Annotated in this window: 22 protein-coding genes; 6 read left to right on the top strand and 16 right to left on the bottom strand. The window is 61.6% G+C overall.

The features are described 5' to 3' along the window. The first annotated feature begins 73 nt into the window (after nucleotides 1–73). The 5 genes from dnaX (at nucleotide 74) to CAG47_RS01225 (ending at nucleotide 5,750) form a co-directional block, all read left to right on the top strand. Nucleotides 74–2,149: a DNA polymerase III subunit gamma/tau gene (gene dnaX / locus CAG47_RS01245; RefSeq protein ID WP_085723108.1), complete on the top strand. Its 2,076-nt coding sequence runs from the start codon at nucleotides 74–76 to the stop codon at nucleotides 2,147–2,149. 67 nt (nucleotides 2,150–2,216) lie between these two features. Continuing rightward, entirely contained in the window at nucleotides 2,217–2,555 is a 339-nt protein-coding gene (locus CAG47_RS01240) for a YbaB/EbfC family nucleoid-associated protein (protein ID WP_007971455.1), read from the top strand. Between the two features lie 217 nt (nucleotides 2,556–2,772). Further along, nucleotides 2,773–3,807: an NADP-dependent oxidoreductase gene (locus CAG47_RS01235; RefSeq protein WP_085723107.1), complete on the top strand. Its 1,035-nt coding sequence runs from the start codon at nucleotides 2,773–2,775 to the stop codon at nucleotides 3,805–3,807. A gap of 79 nt (nucleotides 3,808–3,886) precedes the next feature. Continuing rightward, on the top strand, nucleotides 3,887–4,489 hold the full coding sequence (gene recR, locus CAG47_RS01230; protein WP_085723106.1) for a recombination mediator RecR: 603 nt from the start codon (nucleotides 3,887–3,889) through the stop codon (nucleotides 4,487–4,489). 112 nt (nucleotides 4,490–4,601) lie between these two features. Next, a complete protein-coding gene (locus CAG47_RS01225) occupies nucleotides 4,602–5,750 on the top strand; it encodes an acyl-CoA dehydrogenase family protein (protein WP_085723105.1) in 1,149 nt (382 codons plus the stop codon). Nucleotides 5,751–5,867: 117 nt separating this feature from the next. On the opposite strand, the gene CAG47_RS01220 is transcribed toward CAG47_RS01225, so the two are convergent. From CAG47_RS01220 to ccoN (CAG47_RS01145), 16 genes are all read right to left on the bottom strand, one after another. Beyond that, nucleotides 5,868–6,416, bottom strand: a complete 549-nt coding sequence (locus CAG47_RS01220) for an adenine phosphoribosyltransferase (protein ID WP_007985920.1) — start codon at nucleotides 6,414–6,416, stop codon at nucleotides 5,868–5,870. An 80-nt stretch (nucleotides 6,417–6,496) separates the two neighbouring features. Beyond that, nucleotides 6,497–7,231 carry a fumarate/nitrate reduction transcriptional regulator Fnr gene (fnr, locus tag CAG47_RS01215; RefSeq protein WP_085723104.1) on the bottom strand — a complete coding sequence of 245 codons (735 nt, stop codon included), beginning with the start codon at nucleotides 7,229–7,231 and terminating at the stop codon, nucleotides 6,497–6,499. Between the two features lie 90 nt (nucleotides 7,232–7,321). Then, nucleotides 7,322–8,704, bottom strand: a complete 1,383-nt coding sequence (gene hemN, locus CAG47_RS01210) for an oxygen-independent coproporphyrinogen III oxidase (RefSeq protein WP_085723439.1) — start codon at nucleotides 8,702–8,704, stop codon at nucleotides 7,322–7,324. Nucleotides 8,705–8,877: 173 nt separating this feature from the next. After that, complete coding sequence (locus CAG47_RS01205; protein ID WP_085723103.1) at nucleotides 8,878–9,561, bottom strand: sulfite exporter TauE/SafE family protein; 684 nt, start codon at nucleotides 9,559–9,561, stop codon at nucleotides 8,878–8,880. After that, nucleotides 9,554–9,772: a cbb3-type cytochrome oxidase assembly protein CcoS gene (gene ccoS / locus CAG47_RS01200; protein WP_046041335.1), complete on the bottom strand. Its 219-nt coding sequence runs from the start codon at nucleotides 9,770–9,772 to the stop codon at nucleotides 9,554–9,556. The genes CAG47_RS01205 and ccoS overlap by 8 nt, the downstream gene beginning before the upstream one ends. Before the next feature lie 22 nt (nucleotides 9,773–9,794). Next, nucleotides 9,795–12,245, bottom strand: coding sequence for a heavy metal translocating P-type ATPase (locus CAG47_RS01195; RefSeq protein ID WP_085723102.1), 2,451 nt, complete (start codon nucleotides 12,243–12,245; stop codon nucleotides 9,795–9,797). 142 nt (nucleotides 12,246–12,387) lie between these two features. Continuing rightward, nucleotides 12,388–12,927, bottom strand: coding sequence for a FixH family protein (locus CAG47_RS01190; RefSeq protein WP_085723101.1), 540 nt, complete (start codon nucleotides 12,925–12,927; stop codon nucleotides 12,388–12,390). A gap of 11 nt (nucleotides 12,928–12,938) precedes the next feature. Next, the gene (gene ccoG / locus CAG47_RS01185) at nucleotides 12,939–14,354 is read right to left on the bottom strand and encodes a cytochrome c oxidase accessory protein CcoG (protein ID WP_085723438.1); all 1,416 of its coding nucleotides are present in this window, start codon (nucleotides 14,352–14,354) and stop codon (nucleotides 12,939–12,941) included. A 465-nt stretch (nucleotides 14,355–14,819) separates the two neighbouring features. After that, the gene (gene ccoP, locus CAG47_RS01180; protein ID WP_085723100.1) at nucleotides 14,820–15,803 is read right to left on the bottom strand and encodes a cytochrome-c oxidase, cbb3-type subunit III; all 984 of its coding nucleotides are present in this window, start codon (nucleotides 15,801–15,803) and stop codon (nucleotides 14,820–14,822) included. Continuing rightward, a complete protein-coding gene (locus CAG47_RS01175) occupies nucleotides 15,800–15,985 on the bottom strand; it encodes a CcoQ/FixQ family Cbb3-type cytochrome c oxidase assembly chaperone (protein ID WP_003175465.1) in 186 nt (61 codons plus the stop codon). Before CAG47_RS01175 ends, ccoP (CAG47_RS01180) begins: the two co-directional genes overlap by 4 nt. A gap of 5 nt (nucleotides 15,986–15,990) precedes the next feature. After that, nucleotides 15,991–16,599 (bottom strand): cytochrome-c oxidase, cbb3-type subunit II, encoded by a 609-nt coding sequence (ccoO, locus tag CAG47_RS01170; protein WP_011333287.1) that lies wholly within the window; start codon nucleotides 16,597–16,599, stop codon nucleotides 15,991–15,993. Then, nucleotides 16,599–18,041: a cytochrome-c oxidase, cbb3-type subunit I gene (ccoN, locus tag CAG47_RS01165; protein WP_085723099.1), complete on the bottom strand. Its 1,443-nt coding sequence runs from the start codon at nucleotides 18,039–18,041 to the stop codon at nucleotides 16,599–16,601. Before ccoN (CAG47_RS01165) ends, ccoO (CAG47_RS01170) begins: the two co-directional genes overlap by 1 nt. 490 nt (nucleotides 18,042–18,531) lie before the next feature. Next, a complete protein-coding gene (ccoP, locus tag CAG47_RS01160) occupies nucleotides 18,532–19,488 on the bottom strand; it encodes a cytochrome-c oxidase, cbb3-type subunit III (RefSeq protein WP_085723098.1) in 957 nt (318 codons plus the stop codon). Continuing rightward, complete coding sequence (locus tag CAG47_RS01155) at nucleotides 19,485–19,682, bottom strand: CcoQ/FixQ family Cbb3-type cytochrome c oxidase assembly chaperone (protein ID WP_085723097.1); 198 nt, start codon at nucleotides 19,680–19,682, stop codon at nucleotides 19,485–19,487. Before CAG47_RS01155 ends, ccoP (CAG47_RS01160) begins: the two co-directional genes overlap by 4 nt. 3 nt (nucleotides 19,683–19,685) lie before the next feature. Further along, a complete protein-coding gene (gene ccoO / locus CAG47_RS01150) occupies nucleotides 19,686–20,294 on the bottom strand; it encodes a cytochrome-c oxidase, cbb3-type subunit II (protein WP_085723096.1) in 609 nt (202 codons plus the stop codon). 10 nt (nucleotides 20,295–20,304) lie between these two features. Next, on the bottom strand, nucleotides 20,305–21,729 hold the full coding sequence (gene ccoN / locus CAG47_RS01145) for a cytochrome-c oxidase, cbb3-type subunit I (protein WP_085723095.1): 1,425 nt from the start codon (nucleotides 21,727–21,729) through the stop codon (nucleotides 20,305–20,307). 97 nt (nucleotides 21,730–21,826) lie between these two features. On the opposite strand from ccoN (CAG47_RS01145), the gene CAG47_RS01140 reads away from it, so the two are divergent. Further along, the gene (locus tag CAG47_RS01140; protein WP_085723094.1) at nucleotides 21,827–22,504 is read left to right on the top strand and encodes an alpha/beta family hydrolase; all 678 of its coding nucleotides are present in this window, start codon (nucleotides 21,827–21,829) and stop codon (nucleotides 22,502–22,504) included. The last annotated feature ends 27 nt before the right edge of the window (nucleotides 22,505–22,531 follow it).

Genomic DNA, 22,531 nt, shown 5'->3' with positions numbered 1-22,531 from the left:
CGCACCGGATGCAATTTGTGCCTTGCTCCGCTAGCATTAGCCGCTTCTGCTTCCTTCGCTGCGACGGTTTTCGATGAGTTATCAGGTTCTTGCACGTAAATGGCGTCCGCGCTCGTTCCGCGAAATGGTCGGCCAGACCCATGTGCTCAAGGCTCTGATCAATGCCTTGGACAGCCAGCGGCTGCACCACGCGTACCTGTTCACCGGTACTCGCGGGGTCGGCAAGACCACCATCGCGCGGATCATCGCCAAGTGCCTCAACTGCGAAACAGGCATCACTTCTTCGCCCTGTGGCGAGTGCTCGGTGTGCCGTGAAATCGACGAAGGCCGCTTTGTCGACCTGATCGAGATCGACGCCGCGAGCCGCACCAAGGTCGAAGACACTCGCGAACTGCTCGACAACGTGCAGTACGCCCCGAGCCGCGGGCGCTTCAAGGTCTACCTGATCGACGAAGTGCACATGCTCTCCAGCCATTCCTTCAACGCGCTGCTCAAAACCCTCGAAGAGCCGCCACCCTACGTCAAGTTCATCCTGGCCACCACCGATCCGCAGAAACTTCCTGCAACGATCCTGTCGCGGTGTTTGCAGTTCTCCCTGAAGAACATGACGCCGGAGCGCGTGGTCGAGCACTTGACCCATGTATTGGGTGTCGAGAACGTCCCGTTCGAAGACGATGCGCTGTGGTTGCTGGGGCGTGCCGCCGACGGGTCGATGCGTGACGCCATGAGCCTGACTGACCAGGCGATTGCCTTCGGTGAGGGCAAGGTCATGGCCGCCGATGTGCGGGCAATGCTCGGGACCCTCGATCACGGGCAGGTCTACGACGTCCTGCATGCATTGCTCGAAGGCGATGCCAAGGCGCTGCTCGAAGCCGTCCGCCGCCTGGCCGAACAAGGTCCGGACTGGAACGGCGTGCTATCGGAAATTCTCAATGTGCTGCACCGCGTCGCCATCGCCCAGGCCTTGCCGGAAGGTGTCGATAACGGCCATGGCGACCGTGATCGCGTGCTGGCGCTGGCCCAGGCCTTGCCGGCCGAAGACGTGCAGTTCTACTACCAGATGGGCCTGATCGGCCGCCGCGACCTGCCGCTGGCGCCGGATCCCCGGGGCGGTTTTGAAATGGTGTTGCTGCGGATGCTGGCGTTCCGGCCCGCAGACACCGCGGATGCCCCAAGGCAGCCGCTAAAGCCAGTGGGGATCAGCCAGGCCACAGTTGATTCCGCAAACTCAGTGGCTGCCGCGTCGGTTGTTGCGCCGGTAGTCGCCGTCGCTGTTGCGCCCGTGGCGGCTGAGCCAGTGGCGACTCCAGTGCCTGTACCTGAGCCGGTTGCGCCGGTCGATGAGCCAGAACCTGCGCCTGTGGTCGAAGCGGTGGTGGTCGAAGAGGTTATCGACCTGCCGTGGAATGATCCGGTCGAGCCAGCGCCCGTTCAGCAACCGGCGGTGGCGCCGGTGCTGGAAACCGCCAGCGAACAACCCGAATTACCGCCGATGCCGTTGCCGACGCCGGACAGCGCGGTGCCGGACGCACCGGAATGGGCCGCCGCGCCGATCCCGGAACCTTCGGTGGCCGAGGTCGATGCGGCGACGCCGGGCATGGACCTGGATGACGAGCCGCCGCTGGACGAGGATTACATCGAACCTGACATGGATTCGGCCTACAGTTACCTCGACGAACTGGCCAGCGAGCATGCCGCCGACCCGGCTCCCGAACCCGAGCCGGAACCTGCGGCAATGCCGGCCACCGGTCTGGCCCTGCAATGGCTGGAACTGTTCCCGCAATTGCCGATTTCCGGCATGACCGGCAGCATCGCCGCCAACTGCACGCTGATCGCGGTGGATGGTGACAATTGGCTTATGCATCTGGACCCGGCCCACAGTGCCTTGTTCAACGCCACTCAGCAGCGTCGCCTCAACGATGCGCTGAACCAGTATCACCAGCGCACGCTGACCCTGAGCATCGAGCTGATCAAGCCCGAGCAGGAAACCCCGGCGCAGGCGGCTGCACGCCGGCGCGCCAACCGCCAGCGGGAAGCGGAGGAATCGATCCACGGCGATCCGTTCATCCAGCAAATGATGCAACAGTTCGGTGCGGTGGTCCGTAACGATACTATTGAACCTGTCGACACCCTGGTCACTCAGGGCTAATAACTGAAGGCGCCCGGCCGCTCGGGCCGGGCGCTGTTTTGATCCAAGTACTTTTGAGGTGATTACCATGATGAAAGGTGGCATGGCCGGCCTGATGAAGCAGGCGCAGCAGATGCAGGAAAAAATGGCCAAGATGCAGGAAGAACTGGCCAACGCCGAAGTCACCGGTAAAGCCGGTGGCGATATGGTCACCGTGGTGATGACCGGTCGTCATGACGTCAAGAGCGTGACCATCGACCCAAGCCTGGTTGAAGGCATGAGCGAAGACGACAAGGAAATGCTCGAAGCGGTCATCGCGTCCGCGGTCAACGATGCCGTGCGCAAGATCGAAGCCAACAGCCAGGACAAAATGGGCAGCATGACCGCCGGCATGCAACTGCCGCCGGGCATGAAACTGCCATTCTGATTCGCCTTCAGGCGGCAGATGAGCTACAAAAATGCCAGGCATCGCGCCTGGCATTTTTGTTTCTGGCTGCGGGATGCGGATTGCATTCCAAATGTGGGAGCGAGCCTGCTCGCGAAGGGTTCACCCCCAGCGCAACTGAATAAACATCGAACGCCATAGCGTCACAAAGGTCTGCTCCCTATATCACCGAACCCCATCGATCAAAGGAGACGCTGCCATGTCCGACCCCATGACCCTCAATCAACGCATTGTCCTGGCTTCTCGCCCGGTAGGCGCGCCAACGCCGGAAAATTTCCGCATGGAACGGGTGGCGCTGCCGGATCTGGTCGACGGTCAGGTGCTGCTCAAGACCGTTTTCCTGTCGCTGGATCCCTACATGCGCGGGCGCATGAGTGATGCTCCGTCCTACGCCGCGCCGGTGGAGATCGGTGAAGTCATGACCGGAGGCGCGGTCAGTCGTGTCGAGCGATCGCTTAATCCGAAGTTTCAGGAAGGTGATCTGGTGGTCGGTGCCACTGGTTGGCAAAGCCACAGCATCAATGACGGGCGCAGTATCATTCCGGTGCCCAAAGGCCTGCCCAGTCCTTCGTTGGCCCTTGGTGTGCTGGGGATGCCCGGTATGACCGCGTACATGGGCCTGATGGACATCGGCCAGCCCGAGGCCGGCGAAACCCTGGTGGTGGCGGCCGCGTCCGGCGCGGTGGGCTCTGTGGTCGGCCAGGTGGCGAAGATCAAGGGGCTGCGCGTGGTCGGCGTGGCCGGTGGCGCGGAAAAATGCCGTTATGTGGTCGACGAACTGGGCTTCGACGCCTGTATCGATCACAAGAGCCCGGACTTTGCTGACGAACTGGCGCAGGCCTGTCCCAAAGGCATCGACATTTATTATGAAAACGTCGGCGGCAAGGTGTTCGACACCGTGGTGCCGTTGCTCAATCCGAAGGCACGGATTCCACTCTGCGGCCTGATCGCCTCATATAACGCCCATGAAGCGCCGAGTGGGCCGGATCGCCTGCCATTGTTGCAGCGCACCCTGTTGACCAAGCGAGTGCGCATCCAGGGTTTCATCGTGTTTGACGACTATGGCGATCGCCAGCCGGAGTTTCTCAGTGCCATGGCGCCCTGGGTACGCGATGGCAAGGTGAAGTTTCGTGAAGATGTAGTCGACGGCCTGGAGCAGGCCCCTGATGCGTTCATCGGCCTGCTGGAGGGACGCAACTTCGGCAAGTTGGTGGTGCGGGTATCCCGAGACTGAGTAATCGACGCTGCAATTTGACGCTAAACCGAGGCGCGGGTATAAACCGCGTCTCGTTGTTTTGTCGGACTTTCCCACCATGAGCTTCAGCCCTTTGATTCGCCAACTGATCGACGCCCTGCGCATTTTGCCCGGCGTGGGTCAGAAAACCGCCCAGCGCATGGCGTTGCAGTTGCTCGAGCGTGACCGCAGCGGCGGCTCGCGACTGGCGCTGGCCTTGAGCCAGGCCATGGAGGGGGTCGGTCACTGCCGTTTGTGCCGTACGCTGACGGAAGATGATCTGTGCCCGCAATGCGCCGATACCCGTCGCGACGACACCTTGCTCTGCGTGGTGGAAGGCCCGATGGATGTCTATGCGGTGGAGCAGACCGGTTTCCGCGGGCGCTATTTCGTGCTCAAGGGCCATTTGTCGCCGCTCGACGGCCTGGGGCCGGAAGCCATTGGCATTCCGCAATTGATGGCGCGCATCGAAGAGGCCGGCACGTTCAGCGAAGTCATCCTGGCCACCAACCCGACCGTGGAAGGCGAAGCCACGGCGCATTACATCGCTCAATTGCTCGCCAGCAAAGGCCTGATCGCCTCGCGCATCGCCCATGGCGTGCCGCTGGGTGGTGAACTGGAACTGGTGGATGGCGGGACGCTGGCGCATTCGTTTGCCGGGCGTAAGCCGATTACCCTGTAGGAGCGAGCAGGCTTGCGATAAAGGCGCCTCGGTCCACCGACGTACACAATCCTGTTGAAAACCAAGCAAGCGCTCGGTTAACTTCACTGACCCTCTTCAGTGGAGCTCGCCGATGTCTGCCTTTCAGGAATACTTCGACCCCGACCACCAGTTGGTCCGCGACAGCGTCAGACGTTTCGTCGAGCGCGAGATTCTTCCTGATATCGAGCAGTGGGAAGAAGCCGAAAGTTTTCCTCGCGAGCTTTACCTCAAGGCCGGTGCGGCGGGGATTCTCGGCATCGGTTATCCGCAGGCTTACGGAGGCAGCCATGAGGGGGATCTGTTCGCCAAGGTTGCCGCCAGTGAGGAGTTGATGCGCTGCGGCTCAGGCGGGTTGGTTGCCGGCCTGGGTTCGCTGGATATCGGCTTGCCGCCCATTCTCAAGTGGGCTCGCCCCGAAGTGCGTGATCGTGTTCTGCCGCAGGTTCTGTCGGGAGAGAAGATCAGCGCCCTGGCCATCACCGAGCCTGGCGGCGGCTCCGACGTCGCCAACCTGCAAACCCGTGCCGTGCGCGATGGCGATTTCTATCGGGTCAGTGGCAGCAAGACCTTCATCACCAGTGGCGTACGCGCGGATTTTTATACCGTTGCGGTGCGTACGGGCGAGCCCGGTTTCGCCGGCATCAGCCTGTTACTGATCGAGAAGGGCACGCCCGGTTTCACCGTAGGTCGGCAGTTGAAGAAAATGGGCTGGTGGGCGTCAGATACCGCTGAACTGTTCTTCGATGATTGCCGGGTGCCCATGGAAAACCTCATCGGCGCCGAGAACATGGGTTTCGCCTGCATCATGGGTAATTTCCAGAGCGAACGCCTGGCCTTGGCGTTGATGGCCAACATGACCGCACAGCTTGCGCTGGAGGAGAGCCTGAAGTGGGCGCGCCAACGCGAAGCCTTCGGCAAACCGATCGGCAGGTTTCAGGTGATCAAGCACCGCCTCGCCGAAATGGCAACCGCGCTGGAAGTGTCCCGGGAGTTCACCTACCGCCAGGCTGCGAAAATGGCGGCGGGGCAGAGTGTGATCAAGGAAATTTCCATGGCCAAGAATTTTGCGACGGATACGGCGGACCGGATCGTGACCGATGCGGTGCAGATACTCGGAGGTCTGGGTTACATGCGTGAAAGCTTGGTGGAGCGGCTGTACCGCGATAACCGGATCCTGTCGATTGGCGGCGGGACGCGGGAAGTGATGAACGAGATCATCAGCAAGCAGATGGGGCTCTGAGTTTGGCGGTGCAGCGGCTGACGCTTTCGCGAGCAGGCTCGCTCCCACAATGGATTGCATTCTTCCTGACAGAACGCGGTCGAATGTGGGAGCGAGCCTGCTCGCGAATGGCGCCGCTTACTTGTCGGTCAGGGCAAACTGCGTCAGGCAGAACGTAGGAATGCCCATGTCCTCCAGGCGCTGCGAGCCCCCCAGTTCCGGCAGGTCGATGATCGCCGCCGCTTCGTGAACCCGGGCGCCCATGCGGCGGATCAGGTTGGCGGCGGCAATCAGGGTGCCGCCGGTCGCGATCAGGTCATCGAACATCACCACCGAATCCCCCTCGCACAGGCTGTCGGCGTGCACTTCCAGGAAGGCTTCGCCGTACTCGGTCGCATAGCCCTCGGCCAGTACATCGGCTGGCAACTTGCCTTGCTTGCGGAACAGCACCAGCGGCTTGTTCAACTGATAGGCCAATACCGAACCTATCAGGAAGCCACGGGCGTCCATCGCACCGATGTGGGTGAAGTCAGCCTCGACGTAACGGTGAGCGAAGCTGTCCATCACCAGGCGCAGGGCTGTGGGCGACTGGAACAGCGGGGTGATGTCGCGAAAGATCACACCCGGTTTCGGGAAGTCGATGACCGGGCGGATGAGGGATTTGATGTCGAAGGAGTCGAAGGCCATCGTCGTGGTGTCCTGGCAGGGCTGCAAACGACGCAGTATAACGGCGGCTGAACCGTTTCGCTCAGCCGCAACGATTTGTATCAGCTTTCCAGCGAGCCACCCGCCAGGGCACAGAGTTGGATCGGGTCGATAATCCGGATTTCCTTGCCTTCTGCCGCGATCAGTTCGTTTTGCTGGAAGCGCGTGAAGACGCGGGACACGGTCTCCACCGCCAGGCCCAGGTAGTTGCCGATCTCGTTGCGTGACATGCTCAGGCGGAACTGATTGGCGGAAAAACCCCGGGCGCGGAAACGTGCCGAGAGGTTGACCAGAAAGGTCGCGATGCGTTCGTCGGCGGTCTTCTTCGACAACAGCAGCATCATCTGCTGGTCGTCACGGATTTCGCGGCTCATCACGCGCATCAACTGACGGCGCAACTGCGGCAGTTGCAGGGCCAGTTCGTCGAGGCGTTCAAAGGGGATTTCACACACCGAAGTGGTTTCCAGGGCTTGCGCCGACACTGGGTGCTTTTCGGTGTCCATGCCCGACAGCCCGACCAGTTCGCTCGGCAGGTGGAAGCCGGTGAGCTGTTCTTCGCCAATGTCGCTCAGGCTGAAGGTCTTGAGGGCACCGGAACGGACTGCGTAAACAGAATCGAAGGTATCGCCCTGGCGAAACAGAAATTCGCCTTTTTTCAGCGGTCGACCGCGTTTGACGATTTCGTCCAGTGCGTCCATGTCTTCCAGATTGAGCGAAAGTGGCAGGCAAAGAGGGGCCAGGCTGCAGTCCTTGCAATGGGCTTGATTATGAGCGCGCAGTTTTACTGGCTCGGACATTTCTTCAATCCTTGTGGGAATTCACACATAAGACGTAAGGGTAACTCACCAAAGGATATCGGAGCCAGTCCGGGGCGCTTGCTTGCACAATTAGATTACCCGTGAAAAGCGCTGGCGACTGTGTTGCTCCAGGTACGCGTCGAACACCATGCACACCGAGCGCGCCAACAGCCGCCCGGCGGGCAGGATAGTGATCCTGTCGCGATCGAGTTCGATCAGCCCGTCTTTGGCCATGTCCTGCAGTTGGGGCCAGAGTTTGGCGAAGTAGCCCTGGAAATCGATGTTGAAGGCCTGTTCGATATCAGCGAACTCAAGGCTGAAATGGCAGATCAGTTGCTGGATGACCGCCCGCCGCAGCCGGTCATCGGCGTTGCACAGCAGGCCGCGGCTGGTGGCCGGTTGCATTGAGGCGAGGACGTTCTGGTATTCGCTCAGGTCGCTGCTGTTCTGGCAGTACAGGTCGCCGATCTGGCTGATCGCCGAGACGCCGAGCCCGATCAAGTCGCAATGACCATGGGTGGTGTAGCCCTGGAAATTGCGTTGCAGGGTCGATTCTTCCTGGGCAATCGCCAGTTCATCGTCAGGCAGGGCGAAGTGGTCCATGCCGATGTAGCGATAACCGGCGCTGATCAGTTGCTCGATGGTGCGCTGCAGCATTTCCAGCTTCTGCGCGGGCGTCGGCAGTTCATTGCCGTCGATGCGCCGTTGCGGCATGAAGCGCTCCGGCAGGTGGGCATAGTTGAACACCGATAACCGGTCCGGTTGCAGACGGATGACCTCATCGACCGTGCGGGCAAAGTTCTCCGGCGTCTGTCTCGGCAGGCCGTAAATCAGGTCGATATTGATCGAACGAAACTGCAAAGTGCGGGCGGCGTCGATGACCGCGCGGGTTTCTTCCAGGCTTTGCAGGCGATTGACCGCGCGCTGTACTGTCGGGTCGAGGTCTTGCAGGCCGATGCTGACCCGGTTGAAACCCAATTCGCGCAGCAGGCCCATGGTCGACCAGTCGGCCTCGCGCGGGTCGATCTCGATGCCGTAGTCGCCGGAATCGTCGTCCAGCAAATTGAAGTGTTTGCGCAAGTGCGCCATCACCTGGCGCAGTTCATCGTGGCTGAGAAAGGTCGGCGTGCCGCCACCGAAGTGCAATTGCTCGACTTTCTGCGCGGGATCGAGGTGGCAGGCGATCAACTGGATTTCCTGCTCCAGGCGCTGCAAATAGGGTTGCGCCCGGCCGCGATCCTTGGTGATGACCTTGTTGCAGGCGCAGTAGTAGCAAATGTTCGCGCAGAACGGCACATGCAGGTACAGCGACAACGGGCGTTGGGCCTTGCGGCTGTCGCGCAGGGCATGAAACAGGTCGAAGGTGCCGACCTGGCTGTGGAATTGCACCGCGGTCGGGTACGAGGTGTAGCGGGGTCCCGCCAGGTCATAACGGCGGATCAGATCGGTGTCCCAACGAATGGCGTCGAGCATCATGCGGGCATTCCCCCGGATTGGCTGGCAGTGTCAGCCACTTTATGCGAAGGAAGGGCATAACATCTTGATTTGCATCAAGGCTCAGGAGCAACGGTGGCGCCGCTCAGGGGAGTCGCTGTGTACATAAAACCTGTAGGAGCGAGCACGCTCGCGATGGGCGCGCCGCCGGCCTAATGCCCCATGAGCCAATGCTGATGCGGCCCCGGCAAGGTCCAGAGACCAAACAACATCACCAGCATCCCGCCCGCCATCCGCACGCTGCGCTTGCGTAACAGTGCGGTGATGCGTTCGGCGGCGAGGCCGGTCGCCAGCAGCACCGGCCAGGTGCCGAGCCCGAAGGCGAGCATCAACAATGCGCTGTCCAGCGCGTTGCCCTGGCTGGCCGACCATAACAAGGTGCTGTAGACCAGGCCGCACGGCAGCCAGCCCCAAAGCGCACCCAGCAACAACGCACGTGGCACGCTCGACACCGGTAGCAAGCGGTTGGCGGCTGGCTGGATGTGCCGCCACAAGCCGCGACCGAGGCTTTCGATACGGGTCAGGCCACTCCACCACCCGGCCAGGTACAGGCCCATGGCAATCAGCAGCAAGCCGGCGAGGATGCGCAGGAACATCGCTGCCGGACTGCTGGCCACGGCCCACCCGGCCAGGCCGATCAACAGTCCGGCGCAGGCATAACTCAGAATCCGTCCCAGGTTGTAGGCCAGCAGCAGGCGAAAGCGGCGGCTGCGTTGTTCCTTGGGAATTGCCAGGGTCAGCGCGCCTATCAGGCCGCCGCACATGCCCAGGCAATGACCGCCGCCGAGCAAACCGAGGATCACCGCCGACAGTAGCAGTGGCGCCAGGTCAAGCATGGGGCGGGGCCTTGTCTTGCGGCTTGGTCGGTTGGCCGCTGGCCTCATCGACGGCGGCGGTGTGGTTCGGGTCCTGGTCGTCGAACAGGATGCTGTGGGCCGGGCCGTCGAGGTCGTCGTACTGCCCGCTGTCGACCGCCCAGAAGAAGATATAGACGGCGATGGCCACGATCAGCAGCGCAGCGGGAATCATCACGTAAAGAGCTGGCATCTGGACTCCATGCCCGCGCGGCTCAGGCCGGCAGAGGGCGGGTTTCTGGCGTGGCGCAGAGGGCGGGCGCGCTCGGCATGCGAGTCAGGCGCAGCGCGTTCAACACCACGGTCAACGAACTGATCGACATGCCCACCGCGGCCCAGACCGGAGTGATCCAGCCGAGGGCGGCGAAGGGCAACATGAGGCCATTGTACAGCCCGGCCCACAACAGGTTCTCGATAATGACCCGACGGGTGCGCCGCGCCAGGCTGAAGGCTTGCACCAGCGCGTCGAGGCGGTTGGACAGCAGCACGGCATCGGCACTCGTCTTCGCCAGGTCGGTGGCCGAGCCCATGGCGACACTGATGTCCGCAGCCGCCAGCACCGGCACGTCATTGACCCCGTCACCCAGCATCAACACCTTGCGACCTTCTTTGTGCAGTTGTTGCAGGACCTGCAGTTTATCGTCCGGACGCAATCCGCCCCGTGCTTGATCGATACCCAGCTGCGCCGCCACGCTGGCGACCATCGGTGAGCTGTCGCCAGACAACAGCAGCGTGCGCCAGCCACGTGCCTTGCACGCGGCCAATAGCGCAGGCGCATCGGCACGCAAGCGATCATCGAGGACAAACCAGGCCAGCGCGCCCTGGCTGTCGCCGAGCAGCAGCCATTGGCCGGCTTCTTCGGGCATCGACGGCACCCCGACGCCACTGAGCTCGCAAACGAATCCCGGTTGGCCGATGCGCACGCGTCGCCCGTCAACCAGCCCCTCCAGGCCAAGACCAGGGGTGCCATGGACTTCTTCGGCAGCCATCGGCGCGCGTCCGAACGCTCGGGCGATAGGGTGTTCGGAGCGATTTTCCAGGGCGGCGGCGAGACTCAGGCATTGATCACTGTCGAGCGTGCCGAGCGGGCGGATCGAGCGCAGCGCCAGGCGTCCTTCGGTGAGGGTGCCGGTCTTGTCGAAAATCACCGTGTCGATCTGGTTCAGGCCTTCCAGCACATGGCCGCGGGTCAGCAGCAGGCCGAGTTTGTGCAAGGTGCCGGTGGCAGCGGTGAGGGCGGTCGGCGTCGCCAGTGACAGGGCGCACGGGCAGGTCGCCACGAGCATCGCCAACACAATCCAGAAGGCTCGCGAGGCATCCAGTTGCCACCACAGCAGACCAATCGCAACGGCAGCGATCAGCGACAACAGCAGGAACCATTGCGCGGCGCGGTCGGCGATTTCCGCCAGGCGCGGCTTTTCGGCCTGGGCGCGATCGAGCAGGCGCACGATGGCCGAGAGGCGCGTGTCCTGGCCCAGGGCCTGAACCTCGACGGTCAGCGCGCCTTCGACGTTCAGGGTGCCGGCAGTGACCGCATCGCCGAGCGTGCGCGGTTGTGGCAGGTATTCGCCGGTCAGCAGCGACTCGTCGACACTCGACTGACCGTCGAGGATCTTGCCGTCCGCCGGGAGAACAGCGCCCGGATGAACCAGCACCCGGTCGCCGACGAGCAGCTCGCTGAGCAGGATGCGTTCGCTCTGGCCGTCATCCATCAATCGCAGGCACGAGGCGGGCAACAGATTCACCAGCTGCGCGGTGGCGGCAGCCGTGCGTTCCCGGGCGCGTCGCTCCAGATAGCGCCCGGCGAGCAGGAACAGGGCAAACATGCCGACGGCATCGAAATACAGTTCGCCGGCCCCGGTGATCGACGTCCAGATCCCGGCAATGTAGGCGCTACCGATGGCCAGCGACACGGAAACGTCCATGGTCAGGTGGCGGGTACGCAGATCGCGCATGGCGCCTTTGAAAAACGGCGCGCAGCTGTAGAACACAATCGGGGTGGTGAGGAACAGGGCGACCCAGCGCAGGATGGCGTGCAGTTCAGGGCTGAGGTCGATGTTGAATTCCGGCCAGGTGGCCATGGTCGCCATCATCGCCTGGAACCACAGCAGCCCGGCCACGCCGAGCTGGCGCAGGGCCAGGCGGTTTTCGCTGGCCAGTTGTTCGCTGGCGCGGTCGGCCTGATACGGGTGTGCGGCGTAACCGATCTGGCGCAGTTCACTGAGGATCTGGCTTAGCGGCAATTGCGCATCGCTCCAGCGTACGTGCAGGCGATGGTTGGACAGGTTCAGGCGTGCTTCGGCCACCGCCGGCAGGGTGCGCAGGTGTTTTTCGATCAGCCAGCCACAGGCGGCGCAACTGATGCCTTCCATCAACAGCGTGGTTTCGGCGAGTTCGCCATCGTGGCGAACAAAGGGCTGCTGGACATCGGCGCGGTCGTACAGCGCCAGCTCGTCCACCAGTTGCACCGGCAGCGCTTCGGGGTTGGCCGAGGCCTCGCTGCGGTGTTGGTAATAGCTCTGCAGGCCGCCGGCGACGATGGCCTCGGCCACGGCCTGGCAACCCGGACAGCAGAACTCGCGGGACTCCCCGAGCACGACGGCGGTGAAGCGGCTGCCGGTCGGGACGGGCAGGGCGCAGTGGTAGCAGGGGAGTGGGGTGGTCATGAGGTGGAGTCTACATCGTCCGGGAGGGCGTCATCGCGAGCAGGCTCGCTCCCACAGTTGATCGGTGTCGAGCACAGGATTCGGGTACACAGGAGATCCACTGTGGGAGCGAGCCCGCTCGCGAATGCGCGGAGCGCAGCCTTTACTTTTTCAGGTCTTCGGCACCTTGCAGCGGTTCGTCGCCCAGCAACAGATCTTTATCGTGGCTGACCTGTTCCTCTTCGAACATGCGCCAGATGTGCTCGTCCTGAGTGCCAAGCAATTCGACAAAACGCCGGCCTTCGACCTTGTCGCCCAACTGGCCGATGTAGCGGCCCTGTTCGGTTTCGCTGCGGCTCAGGGTGATCTTGCGATCCTTCTCTGGCTGGGTTGGCGAGATCAGGTTCAGTTCCAGGGTCCTGGGTTGGCTGTCGCCGCTCAGGCGCAGGTCAACCTCGCCGGTCATGCCATCGAGATGAACGCTGGCGCGCATTTTCAGGGTCTGGGCCAGCAGCTCACGGTCCAGGGAACGGTTGATGCCTTTGCCGGCCTCGTAGTAGTTGTCGTTGACCAGGTTGTCCGGGTTCTTCACCGCGATGGCCACCATGGACAAGGACAGGGTCACCGAGCAAGCCAGGATCCCGATGATGATCCAGGGCCAGAGGTGCTTGTACCAGGGGCTTGCGGCAGTTGCTGCGGGCATGTTCAGTTCTCTCAACGATTTTGTGGGCCGATGAACCGGCTCTTGGCTTCAACGTGGACGCTGTCGTCATCGGCATCCTTGAGGATGAATTTCACCTCGTTGGTGCTCGACGGCAGTTTTTCCGGTGCGACGGACAGCTCGGCGGGCTGGCTGACGATCTCGCCGGCCGCGACCTTGATCTCGCGCCGGCCCTGCAATCTGAGATCCGGCAAGCCAGAGGCTTCGAGCAGGTAGGTATGGTCGCGCTGGTCCTTGTTCATGATTTTCAGGCTGTAGACGTTTTCGATCCGGCCTTCGGCGTTCTCGCGGTACAGCACGCGGTCCTTGCTGACATCGAACCCCACCAGCGAACGCATGAAGAATGCGGTCACCAGCAAGCTGATCATCGCCAGCAGCACCACGGCATAGCCGATCAGGCGCGGACGCAGTTTATGGGTTTTCTGCCCCGACAGGTTGTGCTCGGTGGTGTAGCTGATCAGCCCGCGCGGGTATTCCATCTTGTCCATGATGGCGTCGCAGGCATCGATGCAGGCGGCGCAACCGATGCATTCGATTTGCAGTCCGTCGCGGATATCGATACCGGTCGGGCAGACCTGGACGCACATGGTGCAGTCGATGCAGTCACCCAGGCCCTGGGCCTTGTAGTCGACACCTTTCTTGCGCGGGCCACGGCCTTCGCCACGGCGCGGGTCGTAGGAAACGATCAGGGTGTCCTTGTCGAACATCACGCTCTGGAAGCGTGCATACGGGCACATGTAGATGCACACCTGTTCGCGCAACCAGCCGGCGTTGCCGTAAGTGGCGAGGGTGAAGAACCCGACCCAGAAGTACGACCAGCCATCCGCCTGGCCGGTGAAGAAGTCGAACACCAGTTCGCGGATCGGCGAGAAGTAGCCGACGAAGGTCATGCCGGTGACGAAGCCGATCAACAGCCACAGGGTGTGCTTGCTGAGCTTGCGCAGGAACTTGTTGGCGCTCATTGGCGCCTTGTCGAGCTTGATGCGTTGGTTACGGTCCCCTTCGGTGACTTTTTCGCACCACATGAAGATCCAGGTCCAGACGCTTTGCGGGCAGGTATAGCCGCACCAGACCCGACCGGCATAGACCGTGATGAAGAACAGGCCGAACGCGGCGATGATCAACATGCCGGACAGCAGAATGAAGTCCTGGGGCCAGAAGGTGGCGCCGAAAATGAAGAACTTGCGCTCCGGAAGGTTCCACCAGACGGCCTGATGGCCACCCCAGTTCAGCCACACCGTGCCGAAATACAGCAGGAACAACACGGCACCGCCAGTCATCCGCAGGTTGCGAAACAGGCCGGTGAAGGCGCGGGTGTAGATTTTTTCCCTGGAGGCGTAGAGGTCGACGCTGTTGTTCGCGTTCTTGCTGGGTGGAGTGATGTCGTGTACCGGAATCTGGTTGCTCATCATTGCGTCCCACGGCAGTGGAAAAGTGCCTCGGTCAGTACGTGCCGACCGCGGTCAAAAAGGGGTGTTGCAGTGGCTCAATGATACGCCTGTCGCTCTGGCTCAAGGGTGCGACCTTTGGTCACGTTGGTGGAAATCAAATGACCGTGTAATGACCTGTATCAATTGACTTGTAAATTATGGCCGGTTTTGGGAAGGGAGGGTTCAATCACCCTCCATTCCGTGTTGTTGCTCACCATTCACAGACCCTGTAGGAGCGAGCACGCTCGCGATGATCGTCAACGATAACGCTGGCTGTCTGATGCCCCGCGGTGGCTGGGCATCCATCGTCGGAACGCCGCCCGGAGCTTGCTCGCTCCTACAGGGGGCACGCGTGTGGAGGCATAAAAAAAATCCGATGCCAGGGAACTGGCATCGGATTTTTTGTGAAGCGCGACCTGGTTTCAAATGCTCAAGGTGTCTGCCTTACTGGGCATCTTCCGCCGCTGCCTTCTCGCCATGCGACAGGCTGTAGACGTAAGCGGCCAGCAGGTGAACCTTGTCGTTACCCTGCATCTGCTCTTGCGCAGGCATCTGGCCCTGACGGCCGTAACGGATGGTCTGCTGCAGTTGAGCGAAGCTCGAACCGTAGATGAACGCGGCAGGGTGGGTCAGGTTGGGTGCACCCATTGCCGGGGTGCCTTTGCCTTCCGGACCATGGCAAGCCACGCAGTTGGCGGCGAACAACTTCTGGCCGTTGGCCGGATCAGCCTTGGTGCCTTCCGGCAGCTTGCGGCCATCGAGGTTGGTCAGGACAAACGCGGCTACGTCGGCCACGCCTTGCTCGCCGATCACTTCAGCCCAGGCAGGCATCACGGCATGACGACCGCCCATGATGGTGGTCTTGATGGTTTCCGGCTCGCCGCCCCAGCGCCAGTCGGCGTCGGTCAGGTTAGGGAAGCCATAGGCGCCCTTGGCGTCGGAACCGTGGCAAACCGAGCAGTTGGAGGCGAACAGGCGGCCACCCATCTTCAGTGCTTGCGGGTCCTTGGCCACTTCTTCGATTGGCATGGCGGCGAACTTGGCGAAGATCGGACCGAACTTGGCGTCCGACCTGGCCATTTCCTTTTCCCACTCGTGAACGCCGGTCCAGCCGGTCTGGCCGTTGGCGAACGGGGTCTGCTTCTCGTTGTCGAGGTAGCCGTAACCCGGCAGCAGGCCTTTCCAGTTGCCCAGGCCCGGATACAGCGCCAGGTAGCCCAGTGCGAAGATGATGGTGCCCACGAACAGCATGAACCACCATTTCGGCAGCGGGTTGTCGTACTCCTCGATCCCGTCGAAGGAATGCCCGACCGTCTCGTCTGTCTGCTCTGCGCGCTGGCCCTTGCGGGTCGACAGCAGCAGCCAGGTCAGGGAAAAGATCGTACCGAGACTGAGGACTGTGACGTACAGACTCCAGAATGTAGTCATTCTTTGTTACTCCTAGAAGCTTGCTCGACGTGCTTGATGGCTTCGGGATCATCCGCGAAAGGCAGCAAGGTCGCGTCTTCAAACTCCGACTTGCGCTTGGGACTGAACACCCACAGTGCCAGTCCGATGAAGGCCACCATCACGACAACGGTGCCCAGGCCACGAATCATCCCGATATCCATCCAGATCACCGTTTGCTTTTGATGATGGTGCCCAGGCCTTGCAGATAGGCCACCAGCGCGTCCATTTCGGTTTTGCCCTTCACGGCATCCCTGGCACCGGCGATGTCTTCGTCGGTGTAAGGGACGCCGAGCGTGCGCAAGACTTCCATTTTCTTCGCGGTGTCCTTGCCGTCGAGCTTGTTTTCCACGAGGAACGGGTAGGCCGGCATTTTCGACTCGGGCACGACGTTGCGCGGGTTGTACAAATGCGCACGCTGCCAGTCATCGGAGTAACGACCGCCGACACGGGCCAGGTCCGGACCGGTACGCTTGGAACCCCACAGGAACGGGTGGTCCCAGACGCTTTCACCGGCGACCGAGTAGTGGCCGTAGCGTTCGGTTTCGGCACGGAACGGACGGATCATCTGCGAGTGGCAGCCGACACAACCGTTGGCGATGTAAACGTCCCGGCCTTCCAGTTCAAGGGCGGTGCGAGGCTTCATGCCCTCGACCGGCTTGTTGGTGACATCCTGGAAAAACAGCGGAACGATCTGGGTCAGGCCGCCGACGCTGACGGCGATGACCATGAAGAAGGCCAGCAGGCCAATATTCTTCTCGACTGCTTCATGCTTCATCAGTGAGCTCCAACTACGGCAATCTTGGCGGCGGCTTCGGCTTCAGCCGGGTTCGAGGCGCGTACGGTACGGTAGACGTTGTAGGCCATGAACAGCATGCCGGTGGCGAAGAACGCACCGCCCAGGGCGCGAACGATGAAGCCCGGGTGGCTGGCCTGCAGCGCTTCGACGAACGAGTAGGTGAGGGTGCCGTCGTCGTTGATTGCACGCCACATCAGGCCTTGGGTGATGCCGTTGACCCACATCGAAGCGATGTACAGAACGGTACCGATGGTCGCGAGCCAGAAGTGGGCGTTGATCAGGCCGGTGCTGTGCATCTGCGCACGACCGAACAGTTTCGGGATCATGTGGTAGATGGCGCCGATCGAGATCATCGCCACCCAGCCCAGAGCGCCGGCGTGTACGTGGCCGATGGTCCAGTCGGTGTAGTGCGACAGCGAGTTCACGGTCTTGATGGCCATCATCGGGCCTTCGAAGGTCGACATGCCGTAGAACGCCAGCGACACCACGAGGAAGCGCAGGATCGGGTCGGTGCGCAGCTTATGCCAGGCGCCCGACAGGGTCATCATGCCGTTGATCATGCCGCCCCAGCTCGGAGCCAGCAGGATGATCGACATCGCCATGCCCAGCGATTGAGCCCAGTCCGGCAGCGCGGTGTAGTGCAGGTGGTGCGGGCCGGCCCAGATGTACAGGGTGATCAGTGCCCAGAAGTGCACGATCGACAGGCGATAGGAGTAGATCGGACGCTCGGCCTGTTTCGGCACGAAGTAGTACATCATCCCCAGGAAGCCGGTGGTCAGGAAGAAGCCCACGGCGTTGTGGCCGTACCACCACTGGATCATCGCGTCCGTCGCACCCGAGTAGGCCGAGTAGGACTTGAACAGGCTGACCGGCAGCGACATGTGGTTGACGATGTGCAGCATCGCGGTCACGACGATGAACGCGCCGTAGAACCAGTTACCCACATAGATGTGCTTGGTCTTGCGCTTGACGATGGTGCCGAAGAACACCAGACCGTAGGTGACCCAGACAATGGCCAGCAGGATGGCCAGGGGCCATTCCAGTTCCGCGTATTCCTTGGTGGTGGTGAAACCCATCGGCAAGGTAATGATCGCGCCGACGATCACCGCTTGCCATCCCCAGAAGGTGAAGGCGGCGAGGCTGTCGGAAATCAGTCGCGTTTGGCAGGTTCGCTGCACGACGTAATAAGAAGTGGCAAACAGTGCACATCCACCGAAGGCGAAAATCACCAGGTTGGTGTGCAACGGGCGCAGGCGTCCAAAGCTCGTCCATGGCAGACCGAAGTTCAACTCCGGCCAGACCAGTTGCGAGGCGATGAAGACACCGAGCCCCATGCCAAGGATCCCCCAGACCACCGTCATGATGGCGAACTGGCGGACTACCTTATAGTTATAAGCAGTCGGACTGATTGCTGTGCTCATTCTAAGGTTCCACGGTTTGGGTGTTTTATTAGGATTAAAAATCGGCCGCAAGTATGGAGAAAGCAAGGGGTCATTGCAACGCGCCATGACCTGGGTCAATGCTTTCAAATGCTGATTCTGCGGCCTTTCCATGCGCCGCGTAGGGACAAAATTGCCCGTGGGCAAAATGTCCCGGCGAACTCGAAAGGCGAGGGGTTCAGGTCACATGTAACGAGGTGTGTTGAAACGCAACGATCGGGTGACCAATGGCAAATGGCGCGACAGCCGGTATTACCGGCCTTTGCGGCCTGTCATCGGGCGGAATCGTCGAACACCTCGCTTCAGGTCGGCCTGGAACCGGTGCTTGCCGGTCCGCATCGGAGCAAGCTTAGACCTGAATACGGGGAACCGAAAGGAACAGCCAGAGAGGGTGCGACAAAAAGAAGCAGCTGCCAGCCGCAAGCTACAAGCTCCAAGTTAGAGCCCGTGCTTGCGGCTTCTGCTGTTGCTTTTACTTGCCGCTTGTAGCTTGAAGCTTGCCGCTCAACTGCTCATCACTTTTCGAAAGGCTGAGCACGTAAGCCGCGAGCAGTTGCACCTTGTCATTGCCGAGCAGTTCGTTCTGCGCCGGCATATGGCCCTGGCGACCATGGCGAATCGTTTGTTCAAGCTGCGTCAGGCTGGTGCCGTAAATGAAACCGGCCGGGTGCGTCAGGTTCGGCGCGCCCATGGCTTCAGTGCCCTGGCCGTTCGCCCCGTGACAGGCGACGCAGGTGGTACTGAATGCCTGCTGTCCGGCCTGCACGTCGGCTTTGCTGTCGGCAGGCAACGGCAGGCCGGCCAGTTCATGGCGCACATAAGCGGCGACGTTCTTCACACCGGCTTCGCCCAGGACTTCGCCCCAGGCCGGCATCATCGCCATCCGGCCACCCATGATGGTGGTCTTGATCGTTTCGGCCGTGCCGCCCCAGCGCCAGTCGCTGTCGGTCAGGTTGGGGAAGCCGAATGCGCCCTTGGCGTCCGAGCCGTGGCACACCGAGCAGTTGGAGGCAAACAGGCGGCCGCCCATTTTCAGTGCCTGCGGGTCCTTGGCCACTTCTTCCACGGGCATGGCGGCGAATTTGGCGAAGATCGGTCCGAATTTGGCATCGGCCTTGTTCATCTCCTTTTCCCATTCATGCACACCGGTCCAGCCATTCTCGTAACCAGGCAGGATGCCTTTCCAGTTACCCAGGCCCGGATAAAGGATCAGGTAGCCGACGGCAAACACCAGCGTGCCGGCGAATAGCATGAACCACCATTGTGGCAACGGGTTGTCGTACTCCTCGATGCCGTCGAAGCTGTGGCCCATGGTCTGGTCGACACTGCCCTTGGTTTCACCCTTGCGGGTGCCGATCAGCAGCCAGGTCAGGCCGATCAGGCTGCCGATGGTCAGTACGCAGATCCACGTACTCCAGAAGGTGGTCATGGCCGGGTACTCCTTGTGGCAGATTCTTCGGTGATGTCGGGTTGTGGCTCGTCGGCGAACGGCAACAGGCTCGCTTCGGCGAATTGCGGATTGCGCTTGCCGTTGAACGCCCACAGGGTCAGGCCGACGAAGGCGATGAAGACAACGACGGTGCCCAGGCCGCGGATCATTCCAGTGCTCATCTCAACAACCATGGCTCACCTCTTGCTCTTGATGGCAGTGCCGAGCACTTGCAGGTAGGCGACCAGTGCGTCCATCTCGCTCTTGCCTTTGAGCGAGGCCACGGCGCCGGTGATGTCGTCGTCGGTGTACGGCACGCCGAGGGTGCGCATGGCGCGCAGCTTGGTTTCGGTGTGGCTGCTGTCGAGCTGATTGGCCACCAGCCACGGATAGGCCGGCATCTTCGACTCCGGCACGACGTTGCGCGGGTTGTACAAGTGCGCACGGTGCCAGTCATCGGAGTAGCGCGCGCCGACCCGGGCGAGGTCCGGCCCGGTGCGTTTCGACCCCCACAGGAACGGGTGATCCCAGACGCTTTCGCCAGCCACCGAGTAGTGGCCGTAACGTTCGGTTTCGGCACGGAACGGGCGGATCATCTGCGAGTGACAGCCGACGCAGCCTTCGCGGATGTAAATGTCGCGACCTTCCAGTTGCAGCGCGGTGTAGGGCTTCATGCCTTCCACCGGTTTGTTGGTCACGTCCTGGAAGAACAGCGGGACGATCTGGGTCAGGCCGCCGATGCTCACGGCCAGGACCATCAGCAGCAGCAACAGGCCGACGTTTTTCTCGATAGTTTCGTGTTTCATGGCGGACTCCTCAGGCCATCTGCGCGGCAGCGGCGATTTCGGCAGGCTGCGAGGCCCGCACGGTGCGCCAGGTGTTGTAGGCCATCAGGAACATGCCGCTGAGGAAGATCGCACCGCCTACCAGCCGCACGACGAAGCCAGGGTGGCTGGCCACCAGGGTTTCGACGAAGGAGTAAGTCAGCGTGCCGTCCTCGTTCACCGCACGCCACATCAGGCCCTGGGCAATGCCGTTGACCCACATCGAAGCGATGTACAGAACCGTGCCGATGGTGGCGAGCCAGAAGTGCGCGTTGATCAGGCCGATGCTGTGCATCTGCTCGCGTCCGAAGACTTTCGGGATCATGTGGTACAGCGCACCGATGGAAATCATCGCCACCCAGCCGAGCGCGCCGGCGTGTACGTGGCCGATGGTCCAGTCGGTGTAGTGGGAGAGGGCGTTGACCGTCTTGATCGCCATCATCGGCCCTTCGAAGGTCGACATGCCGTAGAACGCCAGCGACACCACGAGGAAGCGCAGGATCGGGTCGCTGCGCAACTTATGCCAGGCGCCCGACAGGGTCATCATGCCGTTGATCATCCCGCCCCAGCTCGGCGCCAGCAGGATCAGCGACATCACCATGCCCAGCGACTGCGCCCAGTCCGGCAGCGCGGTGTAGTGCAGGTGGTGCGGGCCGGCCCAGATGTACAAGGTGATCAGCGCCCAGAAGTGCACGATCGACAGGCGATAGGAGTACACGGGGCGCTCGGCCTGTTTCGGCACGAAGTAATACATCATCCCGAGGAAACCGGCGGTGAGGAAAAAGCCTACGGCGTTATGCCCGTACCACCATTGCACCATCGCATCGGTGGCGCCGGAGTACAGCGAGTAGGACTTGGTGAGGCTGACCGGCAACTCCATGTTGTTGACGATGTGCAGGATCGCCACGGTGATGATGAACCCGCCGAAGAACCAGTTACCGACATAGATGTGCCTGGTCTTGCGCTGCATGATCGTGCCGAAGAACACGATGGCGTAGGCGACCCAGACGATGGTGATCAGGATGTCGATCGGCCATTCCAGCTCGGCATACTCCTTGGAGCTGGTGTAGCCCAGCGGCAGGCTGATGGCCGCCAGGAGAATCACAAGCTGCCAGCCCCAGAAGCAGAACGCGGCGATTTTCGGCGCAAACAGCTGCGTCTGGCAGGTGCGTTGCACGGAATAGAACGAACTGGCGAACAACGCGCAGCCGCCAAAGGCGAAGATCACCGCGTTGGTGTGCAGCGGGCGCAAGCGACCGAAGCTGGTCCACGGCAAATTGAAGTTGAGTTCGGGCCAGACCAATTGGGCCGCGAGAAAAACCCCGAGCCCCATGCCGACGATGCCCCACACCACCGTCATAATGGCGAATTGGCGGACCACCTTGTAGTTGTAGGCGGTACTGATAGAAGTGTTCATGGTTCCCCATCCACGGTTCAGCCGAAGAAGTGAGCGCGCAGCGCAAGGCAACGCACCCTTCGGCCGGAGTTATAGGCAGACTGAAAGCGAGGCAAGCATGGACAAAGAGCACAAGGCCAGTATTGACGGGGATCAATGGGCGCAGTGCGTGCGGGATCATGGATGGTTGTGGAATGCCGCCGCTGGCAAGGCTTCGGTGACGCTGATCCTCGCCCATGGCGCCGGCGCACCGATGGACAGCGACTGGATGAGCGACATGGCTGCACGCCTTGCTGCACAGGGCGTGAACGTATTGCGCTTCGAGTTTGCGTACATGGCGCAACGGCGCATCGACGGCGGTAAACGCCCGCCAAACCCGGCGCCGAAACTGCTGGAATGCTGGCGTGAGGTGTACAGCCAGGTGCGACGCCATGTCACTGGGGCTTTGGCCATTGGCGGCAAGTCCATGGGTGGGCGCATGGCCAGTCTGCTGGCCGATGAACTGGGAGCGGATGCGCTGGTGTGCCTGGGGTATCCGTTCCATGCGGTGGGCAAGCCGGAAAAGCCACGGGTCGAACATCTGGCGGGGCTGAAAACCCGGACCTTGATCGTGCAGGGTGAGCGCGATGCGCTGGGCAATCGTGAGACGGTGGAGGGGTATGCGCTATCGCCGAGCATTGAGTTGTTGTGGCTGACGGCGGGGGATCATGACTTGAAGCCATTGAAGGCTTCCGGGTTTACCCATGAGCAGCATTTGGTGGCTGCGGCGGGGAGGGTTGCTGCGTTTCTCCAGTGAGGTTTGTAGTGCCAGTGAGGGCCTCTT

This window comes from Pseudomonas sp. R37(2017) (assembly GCF_002113375.1).
GTDB lineage: Bacteria > Pseudomonadota > Gammaproteobacteria > Pseudomonadales > Pseudomonadaceae > Aquipseudomonas.
Note: the sequence above shows the minus strand (reverse complement) of the source record. Positions and strands in the feature narration are given on the sequence as shown.